This window comes from Paenibacillus sp. FSL R5-0345 (assembly GCF_000758585.1).
Lineage (GTDB): Bacteria > Bacillota > Bacilli > Paenibacillales > Paenibacillaceae > Paenibacillus_AQ.
Window position 1 is genome coordinate 1513711 of the sequence record NZ_CP009281.1, and the last position, 19759, is coordinate 1533469.

Annotated in this window: 18 protein-coding genes; 16 read left to right on the plus strand and 2 right to left on the minus strand. The window is 48.2% G+C overall.

The window, feature by feature from the left end:
* The first annotated feature begins 203 nt into the window (after positions 1–203).
* Positions 204–1547, plus strand: a complete 1344-nt coding sequence (locus R50345_RS31835) for an amidase family protein (RefSeq protein ID WP_042131934.1) — start codon at positions 204–206, stop codon at positions 1545–1547.
* A 250-nt stretch (positions 1548–1797) separates the two neighbouring features.
* On the opposite strand, the gene R50345_RS06800 is transcribed toward R50345_RS31835, so the two are convergent.
* Together R50345_RS06800 and R50345_RS06805 are read right to left on the minus strand one after the other, a co-directional pair.
* Complete coding sequence (locus R50345_RS06800; RefSeq protein WP_042125163.1) at positions 1798–2250, minus strand: hypothetical protein; 453 nt, start codon at positions 2248–2250, stop codon at positions 1798–1800.
* 146 nt (positions 2251–2396) lie between these two features.
* Entirely contained in the window at positions 2397–2780 is a 384-nt protein-coding gene (locus tag R50345_RS06805; protein WP_042125165.1) for a RidA family protein, read from the minus strand.
* Positions 2781–3020: 240 nt separating this feature from the next.
* Here R50345_RS06805 and R50345_RS06810 point away from each other — a divergent pair, with 240 nt between their 5' ends.
* The 15 genes from R50345_RS06810 to R50345_RS06880 all read left to right on the plus strand — a co-directional run bounded on the left by R50345_RS06810 (position 3021) and on the right by R50345_RS06880 (position 19743).
* Positions 3021–4595, plus strand: coding sequence for a PucR family transcriptional regulator (locus R50345_RS06810; protein ID WP_042125168.1), 1575 nt, complete (start codon positions 3021–3023; stop codon positions 4593–4595).
* 38 nt (positions 4596–4633) lie between these two features.
* On the plus strand, positions 4634–5758 hold the full coding sequence (locus tag R50345_RS06815) for an XdhC family protein (RefSeq protein WP_052414502.1): 1125 nt from the start codon (positions 4634–4636) through the stop codon (positions 5756–5758).
* The gene (locus R50345_RS06820) at positions 5700–6272 is read left to right on the plus strand and encodes an NTP transferase domain-containing protein (protein ID WP_170880318.1); all 573 of its coding nucleotides are present in this window, start codon (positions 5700–5702) and stop codon (positions 6270–6272) included. The genes R50345_RS06815 and R50345_RS06820 overlap by 59 nt, the downstream gene beginning before the upstream one ends.
* Positions 6273–6509: 237 nt before the next feature.
* A complete protein-coding gene (locus R50345_RS06825) occupies positions 6510–7676 on the plus strand; it encodes a BMP family ABC transporter substrate-binding protein (protein ID WP_042125171.1) in 1167 nt (388 codons plus the stop codon).
* Positions 7677–7784: 108 nt separating this feature from the next.
* The gene (locus R50345_RS06830; protein WP_042125174.1) at positions 7785–9317 is read left to right on the plus strand and encodes an ABC transporter ATP-binding protein; all 1533 of its coding nucleotides are present in this window, start codon (positions 7785–7787) and stop codon (positions 9315–9317) included.
* The gene (locus tag R50345_RS06835; protein ID WP_042125176.1) at positions 9314–10456 is read left to right on the plus strand and encodes an ABC transporter permease; all 1143 of its coding nucleotides are present in this window, start codon (positions 9314–9316) and stop codon (positions 10454–10456) included. The genes R50345_RS06830 and R50345_RS06835 overlap by 4 nt, the downstream gene beginning before the upstream one ends.
* 3 nt (positions 10457–10459) lie before the next feature.
* Positions 10460–11389, plus strand: coding sequence for an ABC transporter permease (locus tag R50345_RS06840; protein ID WP_042125178.1), 930 nt, complete (start codon positions 10460–10462; stop codon positions 11387–11389).
* 56 nt (positions 11390–11445) lie between these two features.
* Positions 11446–12345 carry an FAD binding domain-containing protein gene (locus tag R50345_RS06845; RefSeq protein WP_042125179.1) on the plus strand — a complete coding sequence of 300 codons (900 nt, stop codon included), beginning with the start codon at positions 11446–11448 and terminating at the stop codon, positions 12343–12345.
* Positions 12346–12378: 33 nt separating this feature from the next.
* Entirely contained in the window at positions 12379–14673 is a 2295-nt protein-coding gene (pucD, locus tag R50345_RS06850) for a xanthine dehydrogenase subunit D (protein WP_042125181.1), read from the plus strand.
* Positions 14660–15196 carry a (2Fe-2S)-binding protein gene (locus R50345_RS06855; protein WP_081954020.1) on the plus strand — a complete coding sequence of 179 codons (537 nt, stop codon included), beginning with the start codon at positions 14660–14662 and terminating at the stop codon, positions 15194–15196. The genes pucD and R50345_RS06855 overlap by 14 nt, the downstream gene beginning before the upstream one ends.
* 4 nt (positions 15197–15200) lie before the next feature.
* Positions 15201–15722: a 2-oxo-4-hydroxy-4-carboxy-5-ureidoimidazoline decarboxylase gene (gene uraD, locus R50345_RS06860; protein WP_042125184.1), complete on the plus strand. Its 522-nt coding sequence runs from the start codon at positions 15201–15203 to the stop codon at positions 15720–15722.
* Between the two features lie 18 nt (positions 15723–15740).
* A complete protein-coding gene (gene pucL, locus R50345_RS06865) occupies positions 15741–16691 on the plus strand; it encodes a factor-independent urate hydroxylase (protein WP_042125186.1) in 951 nt (316 codons plus the stop codon).
* The gene (gene uraH / locus R50345_RS06870) at positions 16691–17077 is read left to right on the plus strand and encodes a hydroxyisourate hydrolase (RefSeq protein WP_042125188.1); all 387 of its coding nucleotides are present in this window, start codon (positions 16691–16693) and stop codon (positions 17075–17077) included. The genes pucL and uraH overlap by 1 nt, the downstream gene beginning before the upstream one ends.
* A 33-nt stretch (positions 17078–17110) precedes the next feature.
* The gene (locus tag R50345_RS06875; protein WP_042125190.1) at positions 17111–18505 is read left to right on the plus strand and encodes an allantoinase; all 1395 of its coding nucleotides are present in this window, start codon (positions 17111–17113) and stop codon (positions 18503–18505) included.
* The gene (locus R50345_RS06880; RefSeq protein WP_042125192.1) at positions 18502–19743 is read left to right on the plus strand and encodes a Zn-dependent hydrolase; all 1242 of its coding nucleotides are present in this window, start codon (positions 18502–18504) and stop codon (positions 19741–19743) included. Before R50345_RS06875 ends, R50345_RS06880 begins: the two co-directional genes overlap by 4 nt.
* Positions 19744–19759: the final 16 nt, after the last annotated feature.

The following is a 19759-nucleotide window of genomic DNA, read 5'->3' on the forward strand; positions in this document are numbered from 1 at the left end:
GGTTTACTGAAAAGTTTCTTGGATAAGTAGCATAAGAGATCTTAATTTAGCGTCACGAAAAGTTTTTAGACTAAATGATTAAGATTTTAGAAGTGTTGATTAGAGAGGTATGAATGAGAGTTTAGGAGAGGTGACTAAGATCAGAGATGGGATGTTTAAGATTTTATAAGGAATGGTGACGGGAGGAGGATGGAGCTATGGTTCTGGATAATCGGTATGGTGCGTTTATAGATCCCGAACTAACAGTCGGGAATTTAGGAAACGGGATATTGGACGGACTTACCTTTGCGGTGAAGGATGTATATGCGGTGGCTGGACATTGTTCTAGCGCAGGCAACCCAGATTGGCTGCGGAGCCACAATCCGCCTTCAGAACATGCGGCAGTAGTGCGTCAGCTGCTTCAATCGGGATCGACGCTTCAAGGAGCAACTCATACGGATGAGCTAATGTACAGTCTGGGTGGTGAGAACCATCATTATGGAACGCCGATAAATCCAAGTGCTGCAGGTTGTATCCCAGGTGGTTCTTCCAGTGGGTCGGCAGTAGCGGTAGCCTCTGGCAGTGTTGATTTTGCACTTGGAACAGACACAGGTGGTTCTATTCGCGTCCCGTCTGCTTATTGCGGCGTATATGGCTTTCGACCGACGCATGGTGCTGTGGATATAGAAGGTGTGATTCCATTGTCGCCGCAATTTGATACGGTAGGTTGGATGGCTAACCGTATCGATGTACTCCAGAAGGTTGGGGAGGTTTTACTTGGTACTGGGAGCATGGTTGAAGAAGAAACGATAAGCATGGAGGAACAGGAAAATCTAGAGAAGAGTATAGACATGAGCTTAGAAACTAGGATAGAGAAAAATTTAGAGAGTATAGAGAATGGTGCGGAAAAAAAGGTGAAGAAGGGATTAGAAAGTAATTCACAGAAGGCTAAAGTGGAAAGTTTACAAGAAAAAATGAAAACTTTATTTGTTGCTACGGACTGTTGGGAGTTGGTCGCTCCAAAGGATGTGGATATTCTAACAGATGGACTGAACCACTTACGAAACGGTGCTTATCATACCCTCGATACTATAATAGCTCCCGAAGGTTTGAAGATCTGGATGGATATTTTTCGAGAGCTGCAAGGTAGTGAAATATGGGCAACGCATAGCGCCTGGATTGAGAAGGTAAAACCAGTCTTTGGGCCTGATATTGCAGCGCGGTTCTCTTGGGCTGCCAGTTTAGCGGGCAAGGACCATAGTATCGCTCAGAATAAGCGTAAGGAAATTTCTGCCCAATTACGCGATCTGATGGGAGAAGATAATTGTCTTGTGATTCCGACAGTACCTGGTCCAGCGCCACTGCGTGGAGGGGATTTGAGTCAATTGGAGGAGAATCGTAGTGGGGCGATGATGTTGAGCTGTATAGCTGGACTGGCAGGCCTGCCACAAGTGACATTACCCATGCGCTCAACAAATGGGGTGCCGTTGGGATTGTCCGTTATCGCAGGACATGGTCAGGATCTTCGGTTACTCTCATGGGTGAAGGAGATGTGGCGGCGGTCTTGAGATAATGGTTCTTAATGGTTCTTGATGGTTTTGAGATGATAGGTGAAATTGGTTTTGAAAACAAAAGATCTCAACGTGACGAAGTGGGTTCAATAACGGTGCGTTAGAGTAAAAAGAAAAATACAGCGCCCAAATGTTGGCATAAGACTAGCGGTTTAGTAAATACCTCCATGTGATGAAAAAGAACGGTATAAATTTCGTAGAATGCAGGAAATTGACTCATGTAGATAAACTGAACGGCCAAAATGCCTCAGGACTTCGGAATTCCGGCGATATCAGCGGAAAGAGGTGTAAAAATCCACCAGAATGCAGGAGTTCCGGCGCTATAGCCTGAAAGAGGTGTATAAATGCACCAGAATGCAGGAATTCTGGCGATATAGCCTGAAAGAGGTGTATAAATGCACCAGAATTCAGGAAATCCGGAGATATAGCCTGAAAGAGGTGTAAAAATACACCAGAATGCAGAAAATCCGGCGATATCACCGGAAAGAGGTGTATAAATGTACCAGAATGCAGGAATTCTGGCGATATAGCCTGAAAGAGGTGTATAAATGCACCAGAATTCAGGAAATCCGGAGATATAGCCTGAAAGAGGTGTATAAATGTACCAGAATGCAGGAATTCTGGCGATATAGTCTGAAAGAGGTGTATAAATGCCCCAGAATGCAGGAAGTCCGGAGATATAGCCCGAAATGAAAGCCATTAATGCCCTGAACCATAGAGATCAGCCGAAACACGCTCATATTTTATTCTGAAAACAAACAAAGCACCTTCCTTAAAGAAGGTGCCTCGTGCTCCATGCCCTCGTGCTCCATGCCCCGTACTCCATGCCTATGCCCCGTGCGAAATCTATTCTACGAATGCTTCGACTTCTATTTCTACTAGCAGTAGTGGATCAATGAGTGCCTTTACCTCAACCATGGTTGCTACAGGCTGAATGTCTTTGAAGAATTCGCCGTGTGCTTTGCCGACCTCTTCCCAGCGGGAAATGTCTGTCACGAACATTCTTGTTCTTATCACATGCGACAAATCAGCATCTAGCTGGTTTAGCGCTTTTTCGATGGTGTGTAGAATGAATTTCGTCTGGGCATAAGGATCTCCTACACCGACTACTCCCCCGTCTTGCATGGCGGTTGTTCCTGCGACTTCGATACGATTGCCGATTCGAATGGCGCGAGAATAACCAACGACCGACTCCCAGGGTGAACCTGTAAACACTTGCGTTTTACTCAAAAGATCTCCTCCGAATCCATCATGTATTTAGTCCGATCTAATTATACTACCTGCACAAGTGATGTGAACTAAAGACGAATAATTAATCATAGACGCAACCATATGTTAAGTTTATTTACATAATAAACATATAAATTTAATTTTTCTCTATTCAAGCAGGTTCATTTTAATTATAATGTTACATAAAATAACATTAAAAGATCAGGAATGGTTTGATTGATCCTAAAAAGGAGGGATGGCATGCATCTTACGGTTGAAGAAGCGTTGTCCATTTATCCTTTGTCCGAGGCGAAGCTTATTGCGGGGGCCAAGGGGAAGCATCGAATTGTGAAGTCGATAAATGTGATGGATGCACCCGATATTTCGGACTGGATCAAAGAAGGTGAAATGCTGCTAACGACAGCCTATTTAATTAAGGACAATCTGGAGGATGCCTCTGCTTTGCTGCAAACATTGAATCGCAGGGGATCTTCGGCTTTGGGTATTAAGTTGGGGCGATTTTGGGATGAGGTACCGGTGCAATTGATTGCTGAAGCGGAGAGTCTTAACTTCCCTTTAATCCAGTTACCGTTTCAGTTCACTTTTTCGGATCAGATGAATGGTCTGTTCCGCGCCGAGCTTAGCCGCAGTACTCATGTTCTGCAGAGCATTATGGAGAAGCAGAAAAAGCTGATGCAATTCGCTTTGCGATCCGTCCGTAGCCGTCAGTTGTTTGATTCAGTGTCTGAAGTGATTGGCCATTCACTTGTGGTGGTTAGCGCACGTGGGGATGTGATCTACAACAACTCAGAATATCAGCCCTCACAGCTTCTCGAAGGGTGGCCATGGCAGAAACGGAATCATCGCTTCCGTGTAGAAGATCAGACGGGTTATCGTACTCCACTAATTCAAGGAGAAAAGTGCTCCGGATATCTATTGTATTGTTCCATCGATCCTTTATTGCTTCCTGTGGAAGAGAGTTTATTTGTTCAGGGTGCTGAACTTATTTCATATCATATTCATTCAGGCTACGAGGATTATTTTGAACAGTCGGAACACAGGGAGTTTAGTAGATTACTTAGGCGTTGCTTGAGTGGGCATTTAACCTACACGGATCTAGCCCAGGCTGCGCTCAGCTTGGAAATTGAACTGCTTCTGTCGCCGTTTCGGCTGATATTAACCGATACTGCTGCAACCGGTGAGGAACGCCAGAGTGAGCTGCTTAAATTAAAAGAAGAGTACAACGAGCACCCTGTGCTGAGGGAATTAAAGGGAATTCATGTGATCGTTGATCAAGGATTATTGTCCATCTATCCGGGAGATCGTCAGAGTCCTGAACAATTTCAGGAGTTAGTCCAAGCTTGTTTTGACAACCTGAAGTTTGATAAGGGGTACTATCCTCGAGCTGCGATTAGTAGTTGTAAAACGAAGGCGGATGGGCTGAGGGAAGCTTTTGCAGAGGTAAAGGAATGCATGGGAATGCTTCAGCACGGGGGCGTACATGGAAGTGTTGTGCATTATCGGCAGCTTGAGCTTACCCTGCTTCTCGGGCAAATCCCGACAGAAGTTATGGAGAAATATTGCAACGGAACCCTTAGAGGACTGCTCAGCCGCGAGCCGGAGTATGTCAGAGAAATGCTGCGGACGCTGGAGGTTTATCTAGAGAACGACGGTCATGTCAATGAGACGGCTAAAAAGCTGTTTATTCACCGGAACACAGCCACCTACCGGATCGAGAAGCTTAGTGAGCTACTGGATGTCGATTTTAAAAAAATAAATGATCTAATGAGGCTTAAGCTAGTGTTCATGTTTCGGAGGATGCTTGGGCGGGACTAAGGTATGGGTTGAAATGCAAACACGGAGGAGGGAGCCTCGTGAATACACATGACATCGCAATGCATATTCAAACCCATAAAGCGCCTGCGGTGCTGGCAACGCTGATAGAAGTGGAGGGGCATTCGTATCGTAAACCCGGGGCAGTGATGCTGTTTTTTGAAGGCGGCACGATTGGAAGTATAAGTCCAGGGTGTCTGGAAAGCGATCTGCAGCTACGTACCTCTGAGATTTGGGAGCGAGGGCTGCCGGAGATTGTGGAATACAATATGTTGTCTCCAGATGATCTGTCATGGGGTGAGACTGTCGGCTGCGGTGGCAAAATCAAAGTGGTGCTTGAACCTGTGCAAGGAGAGTTGCAAGATCTGTTGGTGCTGGCGAGTGACAGGCTTTATGCCGGAGAGAGGCTGGTCTTGTTCCGTGAAGCAGTTGGGAGAGGTTTTGACTATAAGTTAGAGCTGGATACTGATATTTCACTATCGCAGAACAAGAAACATCCGAAATTATCCCCCTTGGCAAAAGAAAGCATGGCGACAGGTCGCTTTATGGCCGCTCAAGCTGAATTGACAGCATTTCATACATGCTTTGTGCCCAAACCGCGACTTGTAATTTTTGGTGGGGGACGTGATGTCGTTCCAATTGCTGAGCTTGCTAACAAAGTCGGCTTTCGGGTTGTGATAGCAGATTGGCGTGAAGGGAGTCTGCAAAATGAGTTTCCTCACGCTGAACGGATTATTTGTTCCCCAACGGAGGTTGTTCAACGCTTAGGTGTAGCTCAGGAGGATTATGTGCTGATTTGTAGTCACCAAATTGGGAGGGATAAACAGTTCCTGGAGAGTGTGATTCCGCAAGCTCCGCTATACATTGGAGTTATTGGTTCAAAGGCGCGGATCGCTCTTTTGCTGGAAGGGCTTGAGGTCCCTGCTTTTTTATATGCACCTGTAGGGTTGCCTATCGGTGGAGAAGGTCCCGAGGAGATTGCGGTCAGTATTATTGCAGAAATCATTCAAATTAGAAGGGCGGGCTTACGAGAGCTGCCTAAAGGAGCGGATAGATTTGAAAGTAGCGGGAATATATTTGGCAGCAGGGCAGAGCAGGCGGATGGGCGTGTCCAAGGTTTCACTGAAATTGTCACAGGAGGTCTCACTCGGGAGCGTCGCGCTTAGTGAATTGGATCGCTGTAATCTTGAGCCGCTTATCGTGGTAGTACGTGCGGATGACAACTTGGAATGGCTGCCACCAGCGATTGAGCCGCAAGGAACTAGACGTACCGAAACTTGTTTAACCGCACACTTAGGATTGTCTTTTTCTCTTCGATGCGGACTTAATGCTGTGCTGCCTTTGCAGCCGGATGCAGTAGTTGTGGCTCTAGCAGATCAGCCTTTTATTACTACGGCATTAGTGAATCGTCTAATACAAACGTTTGAACAATCTCCGGAGATGGATTATGTAGCTAGTGTCAGTGATGGGTCGGCTATGCCCCCTGCTTTGTTCTCAAAAGCGCTGTTTCCAGCGCTACAGGGATTGGATGGCGATCGTGGAGCGGCGGCGATTTTGCGATCACCTGATTATAAGGGGATTGTTCTGGAGTCTGACTCCGCCCACTATTTCATGGATGCTGATACTGAAGAGGATTTTGGTGAGATTCAGGAGCGATGGATACTGAGGAACGGAAAATAGAAAGTAATCGAAAAATTGATCGTAAAAGTGTTCCTTTCCCACATCGAGTCATATAATATGACATATAAAATCCTTATCCATAAACCTATTAGTGCATTACACACAAAAAAAGTGCTGATTCTTATCATCAAACACAAACGTATGTTATATAAATTTACGCAAGAGCCACCTCTAAGTATAGTAGAAGTACATTAATGGTTACAGCCATGATGAGAGATGATTTGGAGGAGGAGAATTATGAAAAAAAGGGGTCAGTTCATAACATCTTGTCTTGCATTAATGGTTCTGATGACAGTGGTTTTGGTGGGGTGTGGGAGCAATAATAATACTTCTTCAAATGCAAAAGCGACAGAGGCAGGAGCGACAACAACGGCGGCAACAGAGGCAACTGCAACTACAGAGCCGGCTGTTAAGAAACCGACGGTTGCTTTTGTGTATATCGGACCTCCAGGGGATGGCGGATACACCTACCAACATGATCAAGGACGGCAGTATATGGAGAAGGAGCTTGGAATTAAAGCCGACTTTGTAGAAAATGTCCCAGAAAGTGCCGATGCTGAACGAATCATCACAGAGCTTGCACAATCACACGACATCGTGTTTACAACGAGCTTCGGATATATGGATTTTACATTGAATGTAGCGGGCAAATTTCCTAATGTGAAGTTTCTGCATGCTTCTGGTTACAAAACCGCAGAGAACATGGGGACTTACTTCGGAAAGAATTATCAAGCCAGTTATTTGAGCGGTATTGCGGCAGGGAAAATGACCAAAAACAATCAGCTAGGTTATGTCGGTGCTTTTCCGATCAGCGAAGTGATTTATAACTTGAATGCTTTTACCCTTGGCGCACAAAGCGTCAATCCTGATGTGAAGGTGAACGTGGTTTGGACGAATACATGGTATGACCCCACGACCGAACGTCAAGCGGCAATCAGCTTGCTGGATAAAGGGGCAGATGTGCTTTTGGCCTATCAGGATTCACCTGCGACACTACAGGCTGCTGCTGAACGTGGAGCTTTTGCCGGGGGGAATGATTCGGATATGAGTAAATACGCTCCGGATAATTATTTAACGAATCCAGTATGGAATTGGGGTCCTTATTACGTAAAAGCAGTGCAAGCCGTGATGGACGGAACGTGGAAAAGCGAGCAATATTCCGGCGATATGGCTGACGGCATGGTTGAGCTGGCTCCTTTCGGGAACAAAATACCTGATGATGTGAAAAAGCTTGTCGAGGACGCTAAATCCAAGATCATCACTGGTGAGCTTGAGGTTTTCACAGGCCCGATCTCAGATAACCAAGGGAATGTGAAGGTTCAAGATGGCCAAAAGCTGACCTTGGAGGAAGTGCTGGGTATGAATTGGCTTGTAAAAGGTGTGGAAGGAACTATCCCGCAATAATTTGTAACCATACTAAAAAAATGTGCACGAACTATGGGTGGGGCGGATTCCATGAAGTGGGAACTTTCCCACCCGTACTACAACTTGAAGGAAGGAGGGGCACAGGCCATGCGGGAAACTTCAGTTGAAATGCGGGGAATTGTGAAGAAATTCGGCTCGGTAACCGCCAGTGATCAAGTCGACTTTTCGGCAAATGCGGGGGAGATTCATGCACTGCTTGGAGAGAATGGGGCAGGAAAAAGTACAGTGATGAGCATGCTGTCAGGGGTGTACAGAGCAGATGAAGGAGAAATCCTCATTCATGGAAAAGCTGCTCACATCCGTTCTCCTAAAGATGCAGCCCAGCTTGGTGTAGGTATGGTGTTTCAGAGCTTTAGGCTGGTGCAAAGTCTCACTGCTGCGGAAAATATCGTGCTTGGCGAAAAGTCGTCTTTCTGGCGTGGGCGTAAGTGGATGAAGAACAAACGCAAAGAAATAGAGGCATTAGCAGAACGGTTTGGATTGAATTTCCCGGTGGATCGTCCGATTTGGCAGCTGTCCGTTGGTGAACAGCAGCGTGTTGAAATCGTTAAGACGCTGTATCGAGGGGCTGACATTATTATTCTGGATGAGCCGACCTCTGTGCTAACCCCGGGGGAGGTGGAGCAGTTATTTGAAACGCTGCGGGTCATGAAGCAGGCTGGAAAGACGGTCATCATGACGACTCATAAAATGAAAGAGGTTATGGCTTCCTCCGATCGGATTTCCGTCATGCGCAAAGGAAAAATGATCGCTACGCTGACCACGGCGGATACGGATGAAATGGAGCTGGCTCGCCTAATGGTGGGTAAAGAAGTAACCATCACCCGGCAAGAACGGGAGGCCACTGAGGGAGACTCACTGTTAGAAGTGAAGGGCTTGGACGTATATGCCGATCATGGACGAAAAGCGTTAGATCTTTTCTCGCTGAATGTATGCAAAGGAGAGATTGTTGGCGTAGCTGGGGTAGCTGGCAATGGGCAAAAGGAACTGGCCGAAGTGTTAACAGGTCTCAGGGGCTGGAAAAGTGGTGAGATTACTTTTGATGGAAACACGGTGAAATCTGCTTCGGTAAGAGGGGCAATTGATTTGGGAATCTCTCATGTCCCGGAGAACCGGATGAAGAGCGGTTTAGCCGGTCGTCTCGGATCGGTAGATAATCTTTTATTCAAATCATATCGCTCAGTGGAGCACTCTAAATATGGTTTCCTGAAGTCTGCGAAGAACCGTTCGTGGTCAGAGGAGCTGGTCCAGCGCTTTAATGTCAAAACACCTGAGCTGGATACGCCAGTACAGCAATTGTCAGGCGGTAATCAGCAGAAGCTGCTGTTTGCACGTGAGATCAGCCATCGGCCGAAGCTGATGGTCGCCGTTCATCCGACACAAGGGCTGGATGTAGGCGCCACCGCTGGTGTTCACGACCTTCTTATGGAGCTGCGCGGTTCAGGTAGTGGCGTGCTGTTAATTTCGGAGGATTTAGATGAATTACTTCAATTGTCCGACCGGATTCTAGTGATCTACAACGGCTCAATTATTGGTGAGAGTACGCATGAGGAAGCGAATCGAGAAAGCATCGGACTGCTAATGGCTGGTATTCATAACAGAGAGGAGAGCGCCGTATGAGCCTGGAGAATGGAAGAAATACCGCAGCAGTTGTTCTTGAACCTATCCCAGCCTACTCCGGAAAACGATTCTCTCTGCGTTTGGAATACGATGCCAGCCGCATCCGTTCGCCTTGGTGGACCCCTATTGTATCTATAATTCTAGCGTTATTGCTGTGTGCCCTATTTATCGCAGCAAATGGTATGAATCCGGTAATGGTCTATGAAAAAATGTTCCGTGGCGCATTTGGCACAGCGTATGGGCTCACTGAAACGATGGTTAAAGCGATCCCGCTACTCCTATGTGGGCTTGGGATTGCTGTGGCTTACCGCATTTCTGTATGGAATATTGGAGCAGAAGGCCAGTTAACCGTTGGTGCTATGGCGGCTACCGCAGTCACGATTTATTTTCCTAATTTATCTTCATTCTGGTCTCTATCCTTAATGCTGCTGTTCGGCATTGCGGCAGGAGCGCTTTGGGGGCTACTGACTGCTATCCCCCGGACGCATTTTGGCGTGAATGAGCTGATTACTTCATTGATGCTGAATTATGTTGCTTTATTGGCACTCGATTATGTAGTATTCGGACCTTGGAAAGATCCTAAAGGGTTTAATTTCCCCGGATCGCCAATGTTTACTTCGGCTCAGTCCCTGCCTGTTCTCGGAAGTACGAGATTGCATATCGGATTGTTATTTGGACTTATCGCTGTTGTGATTTATTACTTGATGATTCGTTTCACCAAGTGGGGGTATGAGCTTCGTCTGATTGGGGCCAATCCTGTGGCTGCCAGATACGCCGGCATTCATATCAAGCGGCATATTATTATCGTCATGCTGATCAGTGGAGGGCTCGCTGGTATAGCGGGGATGGCTGAGGTCTCCGGTGTTACTCACAAGCTGATGCAAGGCATCTCTCCCGGTTATGGCTACACCGCCATTATTGTGGCTTGGTTAGCCAAATTAAACCCACTCGGCCTAATCGTTACTTCCGTTCTGTTCGGTGGCTTAATTGTCGGTGGATACAGTGTTCAGACCATTGGGCTACCCTCCTCAATTTCGGAAATGCTGCAAGGCTCTATCCTGTTTTTTCTGATTGCTGGCGATATGATTTATCGTTTCCGTATCCGCCATAGCAGGGTTCAGCTGAAAGGGGGGAGATAATCCATGGATTTTACTACACAGCTCCTAATTGCCGCAATATCCGCAGGGACCCCGCTGCTATTAGCTACTCTTGGAGGCATTTTAAACGAACGAGCCGGCATTATACAGCTTGGAGCTGAAGGGCTGATGCTGATGGGAGCAGTCACTACTTGTATCGTGTATATTCGCTCAGGAAACCTGCTGTTAGCTCTACTGGCCACTGTAACTATAACGGCTGTGCTTGGTTTACTTCATTCTTTTCTCTGCGTGACCTTAAGGGCAAACCAAACGATGTCCGGTCTTGCCATGACTCTGTTCGGCAGTGGACTGAGCGCTTATCTGGGCAAACCGATCAGTGGCATTCCTTTGCCGGGAACATCCCCTAAGCTGCATTTGGTGTGGCTGGAGAATGTTCCGGTCATCGGGAAAATATTCGGTAATATGGACTACCTGACCTGGTTCAGTCTGCTGCTAGTGCTCGCTCTGCATCTGCTAATTCACCGCACTTCTTGGGGGCTGCATTTGCGGGCAGTCGGAGACAGTCCGGCTACCGCTGACGTGATGGGGATTCGGGTACAGCTTATCCGGTATAGCTATGTGATCATCGGCGCTGCCCTCATCGGTCTGGCAGGAGCAGATATGGTTTTGGCTTACGCTCCAACCTGGAATGAAGGTCTAACTGCAGGTCGAGGATGGATTGCGGTGGGTCTTGTGATTTTCGCCAGATGGAATCCGCTGCGTGCCTTGTTCTGTGCATACTTTTTCGGGGCATTGGATTCGCTTGGCTTCCGCATTCAACTGCTGGGCAGTGCGGTTCCGCCTTATTTTCTCAAAATGATACCGTACCTTGTGACTATCCTAGTCCTGATGTACCTAGGGTATCGCAATCGCAATAAACCATCCGGCACACCGGAATCACTCGGAGTTCCTTATATTCGGGAACAAAGGTTTTAAGGCAAAGCGTAGGCGTAGAGAGACAGTAATCATGTGCTTAAAAGGAGGCGGAGTGTATGGGGGTTTTACGGGAAGAGGATGGAAGGCTATCTGATGTAATTCAGCCCCGCAGCCTGCACGAAGCTTGGGAGAGGAAAATGGAGCTCGGGGACAGTGCCCAATATGTCGCGGGAGGGACACTGCTGAGAACAGGGTGGGAAAGTGGAACAGCTCTTATACCTAAACAGCTGATTGATCTTCGGCAAATTTCAGGTCTTGCTGATATTACTCAAACTGAATTCTACTTGTCTCTGGGTGCTCTTGTTCCGCTCTCTCAGTGCCGCAGCAATGAGCATTTGCAGGCAGTGGCTCCAGCGCTGCAAGAAGCCGCACGTTGTATAGCTGCTCCGTCGGTGCGTAATCTAGCCACGCTTGGTGGCAATATCGCTTCTGGCTTCGGTGATATTCTACCCGCATTACTGGTATATGACGCTGAGTTGATCTCCTTTGACGGTAAATTTATGACGTCATTACCGTTGACAGAATGGCTAAACAATCACTGGAGTGGGATGAAACCTGCGGCAGATCTAGTGGCTGAGATTCGCATATCACCTGCTCGCCGAGAGAATCCATTAACAGATAGACTTGAAATTTTCCGTAAGGTTGGCCGAAGGGAGGCTTTCACCCCTTCACTTGTAACGGTAGCGATATCCGCATGGATCGATACTGAACACCGTTTTCGTGAGGTTCGTATCGCAGCAGGCGGGGGGACGGGGCGTCCGCAGCGGTTAAGTAGAGCTGAAGCTATGCTTGAAGATGAGGTGTATACAGACTCGCTGCTACCTGCTCTATATGAAGTGGTTGAGAACAGCTTCGAGACGTATGGTGATCCTTTTGCCACAGAGCTCTACAAGAAAAAAACAGCTGGAAACCTGCTTGTAGCTGAGCTTTGGAAGGTTATGAATAGGCGGAGCTAAGAGGTGAGACCCCCATGAAAGGAGCGAGGGAAAATGCTGCTGAATAAGGAATCCAGCGGAAGCCGCTGGCGTACACGGCCCGACGGAGAGGGCAAGGTATCCGGCAAGCTGCAGTATTTGACCGACATGAGAGCGGAAGAAATGTTAATCGGCCGCGTGCTCCGCAGTCAACAGGCACATGCCCGTATTTTGTCTGTGCGAATTGAGAAGGCCAGGGAGGTTCCGGGTGTACACGCTGTTATTACTCACGAGGATGTGCCCGGACTTAATGGATTTGGTATAGCTTTGCCGCATCAACCGGTGTTTTGCAGTGAACGTGTGCGTTACACCGGCGATGCGATTGCGGCAGTAGCGGCTGAGACGGATGAAATTGCGGAGTATGCCCTATCCCTTATTGAAGTGGATTATGAGCTTCTACCCTTGCTGGAGAATCCGGAAGAGGCGATGAAGTCGGACGCAGTCCTGCTGCATGCTGAGGGAAATGTACTTCATCATACGGAATACCGTAAGGGGGAACCGGAAGCTGAATTTAAGGATTGCTGCCACATAGTGGAGGAGACGTATTATACGCCTCGCCAAATGCACACCTATATGGAGACTGAAGGCGGATTGTTTATCCCCGAAGATAACGGACGGCTTACCGTGTATTCAGCTACACAACATGGGTTGATGGATCGGATGCAGCTATCCAGAATTCTGGCTATTCCTCAAGAAGATATCCGCGTCATCTCGAGTCCTATCGGCGGGTCCTTTGGAGGAAAAGACGAGCTGAATGTACAGCCATACGGAGCACTGCTTGCAATGCTAACACTCCGCCCGGTGCGACTTCATAATTCGAGAGCTGAATCGGTACGTGCAGGACTAAAACGCCATCCCATGAAAATTACCATGAAAACTGGCTGTGACCACGAAGGCATCATCAGGGCACATCAGGTCAGAATTATTTCGGATACGGGAGCTTACGCAACGCTTGGTGCGGAGGTGCTTAACTTCGCAACAGAACATGTAATGGGCCCTTATATCATCGATCATGTGGATGTGGAAGGCTTCGCTGTATACACCAATAACGGTGTGTCCGGTGAATTCCGAGGGTTTGGCGGCAATCAGGCGATTTTCGCTTTGGAAGGACAAATCGATCGTTTGGCAGAGCGATTACAGATTGATCCGTGGGAAATGCGCCGCCGCAATCTGCGTAAATACGGTGATCTCGGTCCATTAGGTCAGGAGATTGCCCAGACCGATGGAGCCTATCAGGTGTGGGAAGCGCTGGCTGATTCGCCTCTCATGACTGAGGGAGCGTATACAGACAAAGACTCAGGCTTCGTGGAACCATGGATCGTCACCGGAACGGGTGCTGCGATAGCTATGCATGGTGCAGGACTTGGCTATGGCATCCCCGATCCGGCGGGTGGTCGGTTGTCTCTGACTCTAGAGGGCAAGATTGAGGCGGTTTTTGGTTACGAGGAGTTTGGCCAGGGTTTAATTGCAACCATGGAACAAATGCTGATTGAACAGTTTGGCTTGGCAGCAGAGGACATAAGCATCGTCATTGGCGATACGGATGTTGTACCTGATAGCGGATCTAGTACGGCTTCACGATCAACTAGCATGATGTGGATGGCTCTCAAACGGCTACGTCCAGACTTTGCCTCTCGAGTATTGCAGGCAGCTGCGACAATAAAGCCAGAGCTGGAAGACTATGAAATGAAGCTCGGCCCTGGCGGCATTTGGAAAGAAGACGGTGGTCTGCTTCTGACATACAAGGATCTGGCAGAGAGGATTTCAGAACCCATTGTCTGTAATACGAAGTTCACTTATCCAACCACGCCTTTTAAAAGAGTAGGGGCGCATTTCCTGTACACCTATTCCGCCATTGCGGTCCGGGTGGAAGTTAATCTGCTTACAGGACGTGTTCGTGTACTGGACCAATATCATACGGTAGCGGCGGGGCCGGTGGCGAATCCACAAGGGTACCTCGGGCAGATCGAAGGTGGCAGCAGTATGGCGGTGGGCTTCACCTTGTCAGAGGATGCTGTAATGTCAGGCGGCAGCTATGTCACCAAAAATTTAGACACCTATTTGGTGCCGACCATTGCCGATATGAATGGCAGCATTCAAGTGCAGCCGATAGAGGATTTGCCGGATCATGATACGTACGGTCCTCGCGGTATCGGAGAGGTGGGTTCTGTCAATTTAGCTCCGGCTGTCGCATCAGCCATATTCCAGGCTGTAGGGAAACGGGTAACCAAGCTGCCCATTGATCCCGAATGGTTGCAGTCTACACCGTTTATTCCACAAAAGGCGGTGAATATCCATGCGGAACGCTAATCCGAATTCGAATCTAAATGAAGAGAATCTTGATCCAGCATCATTTGAAGAAGCTTTTACAGAAGAGAGGTTCACCTTCAGATGTCACCTTAATGGTAAAGCGATATCCACCGAGATTCCCCCTTCTCGCCGGCTTTTAGATGTTATTCGTGAAGATTTGGCGCTGACTGGAACGAAGCGCTCTTGTGAGATTGGCCGCTGCGGAGCCTGTATGGTGCTGGTGGATGGACGCCCTGTGAATTCATGTCTGGTGATGGCCTATCAATGCTCAGGTGCCGAAATTACAACGATTGAGGGTCTTAGTGAAGCGGGACTACATCCCGTTCAGCGTGCTTTTTTAGAAGAAGGCGGGTTCCAATGCGGTTATTGCACACCTGGGATGGTCATCTCGGTGGTTGCCCTGCTGGATGAGAACCCGCATCCTACTCAGATCGAAGTGGAAGAAGCTTTATCGGGTAACATTTGCCGCTGTACAGGATATGGAGGCATTTTGCGAGCGGTTAACAAAGCTATTGGGGGATGAGTGGATGGTCATTTCTGAATGCAAGTTTACACTGGATGAAGTAAATGCCATGAGCATAACGGAGTTTGTGAAGCATCTGGGAGGGGTTTTTGAACACTCGCCGTGGGTGGCAGTGGAAGCTTATAAGCAGATCCCGTTCCATTCAATAGAGCATCTCCATAGCACAATGATGCAAACCGTACTGAATGCTGATCGTAGCCGAATGGAGGGGCTATTAAAAGCTCACCCAGATCTGGCGACTAGGCTTCAAGTTACACCTTTGTCGGCATCGGAGCAACAGGGGGCTGGACTAGATCGGCTAACAATGGAAGAGTTCAATCTACTAAGCGATCTTAATAGAAAGTATACGGATAAATTTCAGTTCCCTTTTATTCTAGCCGTTCGTGGCAAAAACAAAGATGACATCATCAGTGCCATTGGAGCACGGGTAGAGCGTTCACCTCAGGAGGAATGGGTTCAAGCTTTTTCTGAGATTGGCCTTATTACAAAATTCCGCTTAAGTGATTTAATCATTCATTCATCATAATCGGGGAGGATGTCAGCCATGCTGGAACCAATTAACGGACGTACAATGTTTTATGGAAAAAGCGATGTTCTAACTTATCGTACCTATGCCAAACCGCTGGCCGTTACCCCTGTTCCCGAATCTTCCTTCACGGGCTGCGATAACATTATATTCGCGCATAATATTACATTTGCCGTTACGGGCGAAGCCTTTCTCCCTTCTTTTTCAGAAGGGGATAATTCTATGGTCGTTGCCACCGATTCCATGAAAAATTTCATCCTGCGCAATACCGCCGACTACACGGGCAGCACAACGGAAGGGTTGCTGCAGCTTCTCAGCAGCCGGTTTATGGATAGATACAGTCATGTCACTGCAGTTTCTGTGTCCGCAGATCGGTTGCCTTTTGAACAGGTAATGGTCCCCGGAGGCGAAGGGCTTAAGCAGAGTCAATTGGTGCTGCGGCACTCCAATAATGAATCCTATTCGGCTTCGCTGACAGTAAAACGTGGAGACAATGGGTCTGAGGTTGTCGCTCATGAATGCCGTTTGAAGGACTTACAGCTTATAAAAGTGAGCGGAAGCTCGTTTTATGGATTTGTCCGTGATGAGTATACAACTTTACCGGAGAGCTTTGACCGTCCGCTTTATATTTTTCTGAATATTAACTGGACCTATAATGATGTCGAGCATGCTTTGGATGGAGATCAAGGCCAATATGTAGCTGCGGAGCACATTCGTGACATCGCCCATAGTGCTTTTCATGAACTGAACAGTCCTTCGATCCAATCGTTGATTTATCAAATTGGTCTGCGTGTATTGTCCCGTTTTCCACAGCTGGCTACAGTCTCATTTGAGTCCAATAACCGGACTTGGGAAACGATTGTTGAACCTGAAGAAAGCAAAGGTGGAGTGTTCACCGAACCTCGTCCACCTTATGGTTTCCAGGGGTTTTCTGTCAGTCGTGCAGATTTGGCTGGAGAAACAGCGTAATGAGCGGGCGTCTTACCACCCATGTGCTGGATCTGTCGCGGGGGATTCCCGCTGCAGGCCTGACACTTCAGCTCTGGAAGCTAACGGAGGGGATGAGCAAGCTTCTGTGTGAAGGGATTACGAACAGTGACGGGAGGCTAAATGCTCCGCTGCTGGAAGGGAACGGGATGGAGGCAGGCTGCTATGAGCTGTTGTTTATGGTCGGCGATTACTATCGTAGTGCTGATGTGGAGAAGCCGGCAGTTGGTATAGGGAGTCCGGTAAGCTCGATGCCTTTTTTTCTAGAACAGATCCCTATTCGTTTTCACATTGGAAGCTCTACAGACCATTACCATATACCTTTGTTAGTTGCTCCTGGTGGATACAGTACGTATCGAGGAAGTTAGGGAAGGTTTGATGACCGGAGGAGGTAGCAGCTCATGAAGGAGCCCTATGAACTTGTGATTAAGAATGGGAATGTAGTCCTGCCTGATCAGGTGCTTAAGCTGGATATTGCTGTATCAGAAGGAAGGATCGTCGCATTGGGCGAGAGGCTTTCTACTGCTCCGCTGACCCAAGTTATTGATGCCGAAGGGCACTATGTTCTTCCAGGGATGATCGATATGCATGTGCACTTTAATGAGCCGGGGTTGGGACATTGGGAAGGCTTTCGCAGCGGTTCTGCGGCATTGGCAGCTGGCGGCTGCACAACCTATGCCGATATGCCGCTAAACGGCAATCCGCCTACGGTGAACGAGGCTGCACTCCATCATAAGGTGAAGGCTGCGGCTGGTAATTCCGCGGTTGATTATGTGCTGTGGGGAGGGCTCGTTCCTGGGAATCTGGATGATTTGGAAGCCTTGGCAGCTGCTGGTGTCACTGGATTTAAAGCCTTTCTCTCCAATCCCGGAGGGGAAGGCGAAGGAAGATTCCGCGAAGTGGATGAGGATACGCTTTATCAAGGGATGCAGCGAATTGCTGCTTTAGGCGGGATTCTCGCCCTTCATGCCGAAAGTGAGGCTATCACGGCAGTGTTGACTGCAGATGCAGTGCGAAACGGCAGAAGCAGTGCGCGTGATTTTGCGGCTTGCCGTCCTGCTGAGGCGGAGCTGGAGGCAGTGTCTAGGGCGTTGTTATATAGTGAACGGACGGGATGTCGGTTGCATTTTGTCCATATCAGTACTGCTGCCGCTATTGAGAAGATCCATGAGGCTAAGCTTCGAGGGCTGGACGTATCGGCTGAGACCTGTCCCCATTATCTGGTCCTTACAGAAACAGATATGGAGACTCTCGGACCTGTCGCCAAGTGTGCACCTCCGCTGCGAAGTGGGCTGGAGCAGGAGAAGTTATGGGAGATGCTGGCCCAAGGCAAAATCGATCTGATCGCTTCAGACCATTCTCCGTGTCCTACGGAGTTGAAGGTGCAAGCGGAGTTGTCTTTTTTTGAGGCTTGGGGCGGAATCTCAGGAGCGCAAAGCAGTCTTGAGCTTATGTTCCATGAAGGTGTGAATGTCCGGGGCTTGCCGGTTACATTAATCTCTCGCTTGCTTGCAGGGCAACCCGCAAAACGCTTTGGATTGGAGCATCTTAAAGGCACTATAGCGCTAGGACTGGATGCCGATTTCGTACTGCTGAATCCAAACACAACCTATACACTGGCTGCTGAAGATTTGTTCTATCGCCACAAGCACAGCCCATATATCGGAAGAACGCTATCCTGTAAGGTAGCTGCTACGATATGCCGTGGGCAGGTAGTCTATACTTCTGAAGAAGGAGTGATTGCCGAGGAAGGTGGACAGTGGCTGCGGATAAGGAAGGAGCAGTATAGTCTATGAACGATTCCAGAGTTCAAGCATCTACCCAGAAACTGCTGGAGCTGCTGGAGGAGCTGGGGGCATATACCGCGTCTGGGCCGGGAGTTACTAGATTACTATATACGAAGGAATGGAGACAGGCGCAGATTTTTTTGCAGCAAAAAATGGTTGGTTTCGGCTTAAAGGTTACTACAGATAAGGTTGGGAATGTATATGGTCGCCTGTGTGGACGCAGTCCAGAGGAAAAGGTTATTTTAACCGGATCACATATCGATACCGTGGTCAATGGCGGAAAATATGACGGAGCCTATGGGATCGCCGCTGCTATGGTTGCGCTGCAAGTTTTGCAGATGAACTATGGTCAGCCGAAGCGGACGCTTGAGGTTGTATCATTTTGTGAAGAAGAGGGTAGCCGATTTCCACTTGCTTATTGGGGTTCGGGTCATGTCACGGAAAGGTATGACGGAAGTGAAGCCGCAACCTGTAAGGATGCTGATGGAATATCATTACAGGCAGCAATGGAGGAATTTAGCTTTTTGCAAGGTGTAACGGAAGGGAATGGAGCCAGAAATGATATTGGGGCGTTTGTGGAGCTGCATATCGAGCAGGGAATTATTCTGGAGAAAACAGACACGCAGATAGGCGTAGTTCAGGGTATTGTTGGACAGAGACGTTACATGGTCAAGGTTAGTGGTGTGGCTAATCATGCCGGTACAACGCCGATGTTGATGCGGCAGGATGCACTGGCTAGTGCGGTAGAGATGCTGTATGTACTAGAAGGTGCTGCTAAATTGGCTGGTGAACCTCTTGTAGCAACATCAGGCAAGCTTGAGGTGCATCCAAATACACCAAATGTGATTCCGGGTGAGGTTTTATTTACACTAGATATCCGTCACATTGAAGAGGACGATTTGGAGTGTTTCTGTGCGAAGCTTTTTTCGCGATATTATGAAATCACCGCAGAACGTGGAGTAACCTTAGAAGTTACACCTGTGCTTCATACACTCCCTGCACCTATGGATACGAAGCTCTCTACAGCACTGGAAAATATCTGTCGGCAGCAGGGTAAAACCTACCGTACGATGGTAAGTGGAGCGGGTCATGATGCTCAGCTGTTTGCACCGCGTTGCCCCACTGCGATGATCTTTGTGCCAAGTCGATCCGGTATCAGCCATTCACCGGAAGAGTACACCTCCCCCAAGCAGCTTGCTGCTGGTCTTGAGCTGCTGACTGCGATGTTATATGAGTTAGCTTATTAGAGAGTTCATGGAACTT

What these genes read in the sequence shown, in the direction of transcription:
- R50345_RS06800 (WP_042125163.1), bottom strand. Translation starts at nt 2,250, where the DNA reads ATGGCTTTCATTTCGGGCTATATCTCCGGACTTCCTGCATTCTGGGGC.
- R50345_RS06810 (WP_042125168.1), top strand. Translation starts at nt 3,021, where the DNA reads ATGCATCTTACGGTTGAAGAAGCGTTGTCCATTTATCCTTTGTCCGAG.
- R50345_RS06825 (WP_042125171.1), top strand. Translation starts at nt 6,510, where the DNA reads ATGAAAAAAAGGGGTCAGTTCATAACATCTTGTCTTGCATTAATGGTT.
- R50345_RS06830 (WP_042125174.1), top strand. Translation starts at nt 7,785, where the DNA reads ATGCGGGAAACTTCAGTTGAAATGCGGGGAATTGTGAAGAAATTCGGC.
- R50345_RS06835 (WP_042125176.1), top strand. Translation starts at nt 9,314, where the DNA reads ATGAGCCTGGAGAATGGAAGAAATACCGCAGCAGTTGTTCTTGAACCT.
- R50345_RS06840 (WP_042125178.1), top strand. Translation starts at nt 10,460, where the DNA reads ATGGATTTTACTACACAGCTCCTAATTGCCGCAATATCCGCAGGGACC.
- R50345_RS06845 (WP_042125179.1), top strand. Translation starts at nt 11,446, where the DNA reads ATGGGGGTTTTACGGGAAGAGGATGGAAGGCTATCTGATGTAATTCAG.
- pucD (WP_042125181.1), top strand. Translation starts at nt 12,379, where the DNA reads ATGCTGCTGAATAAGGAATCCAGCGGAAGCCGCTGGCGTACACGGCCC.
- R50345_RS06855 (WP_081954020.1), top strand. Translation starts at nt 14,660, where the DNA reads ATGCGGAACGCTAATCCGAATTCGAATCTAAATGAAGAGAATCTTGAT.
- uraD (WP_042125184.1), top strand. Translation starts at nt 15,201, where the DNA reads ATGGTCATTTCTGAATGCAAGTTTACACTGGATGAAGTAAATGCCATG.
- pucL (WP_042125186.1), top strand. Translation starts at nt 15,741, where the DNA reads ATGCTGGAACCAATTAACGGACGTACAATGTTTTATGGAAAAAGCGAT.
- uraH (WP_042125188.1), top strand. Translation starts at nt 16,691, where the DNA reads ATGAGCGGGCGTCTTACCACCCATGTGCTGGATCTGTCGCGGGGGATT.
- R50345_RS06875 (WP_042125190.1), top strand. Translation starts at nt 17,111, where the DNA reads ATGAAGGAGCCCTATGAACTTGTGATTAAGAATGGGAATGTAGTCCTG.
- R50345_RS06880 (WP_042125192.1), top strand. Translation starts at nt 18,502, where the DNA reads ATGAACGATTCCAGAGTTCAAGCATCTACCCAGAAACTGCTGGAGCTG.